This window comes from Xanthobacter sp. BG11Y11_SDJG, assembly GCF_057364445.1.
In genome coordinates this window covers 1-2,333 of the sequence record NZ_JBNFNU010000531.1, presented here as the reverse complement: position 1 = coordinate 2,333, position 2,333 = coordinate 1, and the positions used below count along the sequence as shown (strand labels likewise).

Here is a 2,333-nt window from a genome sequence, read left to right as displayed (position 1 = left end):
CGCCGGCCTTGGCGTCGCCGCTTTGGCGCCGCGCATGCTGACCGCTGGGCGCCGTCGACGTGGGCCGCCGGCTCTCGCTCCCGGACCTGCCGCGCCTGCCGGTGCTGCTGCACACGCGGTGGTGGAAGCCCGTCCGCGCGCCGCCCTCGCCGCCCTTGCCGCGGCCTACCGGAACGCCGTGCGCGGCTGACGTTCGCCCTTGCGCTGGGGTCCAGGCTCCGGTAAGAGCAGCCTTCCAAGCATCTGAGCGAAGAGTAGAGCGCCCCGTGTCGTCCCGCACGACCAAGACCGCAGCCTCTGCCCCCCGGACCGATCGGTTTCCGGGCAACGCTCTCATTCTGCGCGCGCTTCTGCTCCTTAGCCGCCCCTGAGGGCCGGCCGGGCTTGCGCCTGGGCACTCAGGGGACGCGCCGCCGCCGGAACGTCCGGCGAACCCATTCGGCTCATGATCCGCACCCTGTGCCGCCCCAAGTTGGCCGGCCCGCCGGATCGCCAGAAGGACCGCAGCGATGACCGACACCACCACGCCCCCCGTATCCGCGCCCCCGAGCAAGTCGGATCGGGTCATCATCTTCGACACCACCCTGCGCGACGGCGAGCAGTGCCCCGGCGCCTCCATGACCTTCGAGGAGAAGCTGGAGGTCGCCGACCTGCTCGACGAGATGGGCGTCGACGTGATCGAGGCCGGCTTCCCCATTGCCTCCATCGGCGATTTCGAGAGCGTGGCGGAGATCGCCCGGCGGGCCAGGAACGCCACCATCGCCGGCCTCGCCCGCGCCATTCCCGGCGACATCGCCCGCTGCGGCGAGGCGGTACGCCACGCCCGCCGCGGCCGCATCCATACCTTCGTCTCCACCTCGCCGATCCATCTGGAACACCAGATGCGCAAGTCGCAGGCCGAGGTGCTGGAGATCATCGCCGCCACCGTCACCCAGGCCCGCAACCTGGTGGAGGACGTGGAGTGGTCGGCCATGGACGCGACGCGCACGCCGCTGGACTATCTCGCCCGCTGCGTGGAAGTGGCCATCAAGTGCGGGGCCACCACCATCAACCTGCCCGACACCGTCGGCTACGCCACGCCGGACGAATACCGCACCATGTTCCGCACCATGCGTGAGAAGGTGCCGAATTCGGACAAGGCGATCTTCTCCGTCCACTGCCACAACGACCTCGGCCTCGCCGTGGCCAACTCGCTGGCGGGCCTGGAAGGCGGCGCCCGGCAGATCGAATGCACCATCAACGGCATCGGCGAGCGCGCCGGCAATGCGGCGCTGGAAGAGGTGGTGATGGCGCTGTCGGTGCGACGCGACGTGCTGCCCTATCAGACCGGCGTGAACACCCGCGCGCTCACGCGCGCCTCCAAGCTGGTCTCGGCGGTCACCTCGTTCCCGGTGCAGTATAACAAGGCCATCGTCGGCCGGAACGCCTTCGCCCACGAGAGCGGCATCCACCAGGACGGCATGCTCAAGCACAACGAGACCTACGAGATCATGACGCCGGAGAGCGTCGGCGTCTCCAAGACCTCGCTGGTGATGGGCAAGCATTCCGGCCGCGCCGCCTTCCGCGACAAGCTGAAGACGCTGGGCTACGAGCTGGGCGAGAACGCCCTGAACGACGCCTTCTCCCGCTTCAAGGACCTCGCCGACCGCAAGAAGGTGGTCTATGACGAGGACATTGAGGCGCTGGTGGACCAGGAGATCGCGGTCTCCCACGACCGCATCAAGCTGATCTCCCTGTCAGTGATCGCCGGCACCCGCGGGCCGCAGCGCGCCACCATGAAGATGTCGGTGGACGGCGAGGTGAAGACCGAGGAGGCCGAGGGCAACGGCCCGGTGGACGCCACCTTCAACGCCATCAAGGCGCTGGTGCCGCACAACGTGAAGCTCGACCTCTACCAGGTCCATGCCGTCACCGAGGGCACCGACGCGCAGGCCGAGGTGTCGGTGCGGCTGGAGGAGAACGGCAAGGCGGTGACCGCCCGCGCGGCGGACCCGGACACGCTGGTCGCCTCGGCGCAGGCCTACATCACCGCCCTCAACAAGCTGCAGATGAAGCGCCAGTCGCTCAATCCGCAGAGCGCCGCGGGCTGACAGCCGCGTCCGCGCCCGGCGCAAAAAAGGCCACCCCTGCGGGTGGCCTTTCTCGTTCAGTAGCCTTCCCGCCGGTCCGCGCTATTGGGGCGTGCCGCCCTGGCCCTGGCCCTGGCCCTGTCCCTGACCCTGTCCCTGTCCCTGACCCTGCGGACGGTTCTGCGAGGGGGCCGGCCGCTCGGGGGGCTGGGCGCGCTCGGCCGGTGCCGGACGCTGCGGCTGCCCGCCGCCACCCTGCCCTGC

General features: G+C 69.9%; 1 protein-coding gene and 1 pseudogene. Both read left to right on the top strand.

All coding sequences use genetic code 11. The annotated features are described in order from the left end of the window. Positions 1-190 (top strand): annotated as a pseudogene (locus AC2W7M_RS23965) (LysR family transcriptional regulator); the annotation flags it as partial. Between the two features lie 319 nt (positions 191-509). Continuing rightward, positions 510-2,090: a 2-isopropylmalate synthase gene (locus AC2W7M_RS23960; protein ID WP_486135477.1), complete on the top strand. Its 1,581-nt coding sequence runs from the start codon at positions 510-512 to the stop codon at positions 2,088-2,090. The last annotated feature ends 243 nt before the right edge of the window (positions 2,091-2,333 follow it).

Excerpts from the sequence above, each read along its gene's own strand:
- AC2W7M_RS23960 (WP_486135477.1), top strand. The coding sequence starts at position 510 with ATGACCGACACCACCACGCCCCCCGTATCCGCGCCCCCGAGCAAGTCG.